A 1,877-nucleotide genomic window follows, 5' to 3' on the forward strand; every position below is an offset into this window, starting at 1 on the left:
CTGATTTTTGCCAAATAGATATGTGCTTTGGACCTGTCCCGTCGTTGAGCCGCCCCAAGTGTTCAATTAGGCCACCTTCCGCCCGAATGCGACCGGGATTTTCTTTCCGAATGTGAGTGCGCCGGCGGGGAATGTAGAAACTGTTGGTGTATTCTGAGCTATTAAGCACACGAACTGATCTGTCATTTCTGCCTTTTTGGGGGCGCCGGAATGAGCAGCCTCATCTGACTGGTCCAAATTGATTGTTAGTGCATCGTCGGCCTGTAATCCATTGGGATGATGGTTTCAGGTGCTGGCGGGCGATAGCCCAATGCACTGTGGGGCCGCTTTGTGTTGTAGTGTCTCCTCCATTGTTCGATCAGAATTTGAGCTTCGCGTAGGCTGTAGAAGACTTCACCGTTGAGTAGCTCATCCCTGAACCTGCCATTGAAACTTTCACAGTATCCGTTCTCCCACGGGCTCCCAGGTTCAATGTAAGCCGTCTGGGCGCCAACTGCGGTGATCCAGTCTCGGACGGCCTGGGCGATGAATTCTGGCCCATTGTCTGAACGTATGAAGCGGGGTGCACCCCGCAGTATGAACAGATCCGTCAGGGCATCGATCACATCGACCGAGTTCAGCTTGCGCTTCACTCTAATCGCTAGGCACTCCCGGCTGTGCTCATCAAGGATGTTCAGCGTCCGAAAAGCTTTGCCATCGTCAGTTCGACAATGAACGAAGTCATAGCTCCATACATGATTGCGATACTCCGGCCTCAGCCGAACACACGAGCCATCGTTCAGCCAGAGCCGTCCTTTCTTCGGTTGTTTCACTGGTACTTTCAGCCCCTCTCGTCGCCAAAGCCGTTCAATTCGCCCATCGCTGACAGACCATCCGGCCTCTCTCAGCAGCGCAGCGATCCTGCGATAGCCAAATCGGCCGTACTGTCGAGCCAACTCGATCATGTCGGCGACCAGTCGGTCTTCGTCTGCGCGACCTTGTGGGACCCGCCGCTGCGTGGACCGGTGTTGCCCCAGCACGCGACAGGCGCGTCTCTCGGAAACGTTCAGCTGGTTACGGACATGATCGATGCAGGCACGACGACGAGCGGGGCTCAAAAGTTTCCCTTTGCGGCTTCCGTCAGGATCAGCTTGTCCAGAGTCAGATCAGACACCGCGCGTCTCAGCCGCTCGTTCTCTTTCTGAAGCCGTTTCAGTTCCTTCAATTGATCAACACCCATTCCACCGTACTTCTTCCGCCAGCGGTAATAGGTTTGCTCAACAACGCCGATCTGCCTGATCGCATCAAGTCGGGACATGCCTTGCCCCATCAAAACTTCAACCTGCCGTAACTTCGAGACAATCTCTTCGGGCTTCGGTCTCTTGTTTGCCATTCGTGGTCCTCCGTTTCCTAAACATAACGGTGGACCAGTTCAGTTGGGGAGGCTCATAATCTACATTCGGTGGCGGCCACGTTCAGGTTCTAGAGTCACGATGCATCGTACTTCGCTTCGCTGCGTCATTCACGGCCCTTAAAACGGAGCGGTGACATGCGCGACCCTTACGGGCTGACAGACGTGCATGGGCGACGTCGCCATGACGATCAAACAACGATGGCGACGGGCTTACTTCGGATCATACACATAGCCAATCCCGCGCACGGTGCGGATGATTTCCGGCTTTTCGGGATTGGCTTCAAGCTTTCGGCGCAGTCTTGAGATTCGGATGTCAATGCTGCGGTCGAACGGGTCCCATGACCTGTCATGGGCATGTTCCAGCAACTGGTCACGGTTCAGGACACGCCCCTTGTTGTCAGAGAAAACCTTGAGAAGACGGTACTCCATCGCAGTCAATTGAATTTCGGTCCCGTCAGAGGCCAGAAGTTTTGCGGCGTCCTTG

2 protein-coding genes are annotated in these 1,877 nt (G+C 54.8%); both read right to left on the reverse strand.

What is annotated here, in order from left to right:
• Nucleotides 1–245: 245 nt before the first annotated feature.
• Nucleotides 246–1,372, reverse strand: a protein-coding gene (locus ACR0E6_RS20915; protein ID WP_480586902.1) for an IS3 family transposase whose coding sequence is annotated in 2 segments (ribosomal slippage) — nucleotides 246–1,108 and nucleotides 1,108–1,372 — 1,128 coding nt in all. Because the reading frame shifts where the segments join, the coding sequence is not laid out codon by codon here.
• A 231-nt stretch (nucleotides 1,373–1,603) separates the two neighbouring features.
• The coding region (locus tag ACR0E6_RS20920) for a winged helix-turn-helix domain-containing protein (protein ID WP_480586904.1) at nucleotides 1,604–1,877 on the reverse strand (274 nt) is incomplete at its 5' end.

The sequence above is a fragment of the Ruegeria sp. AP12 genome, assembly GCF_056540025.1.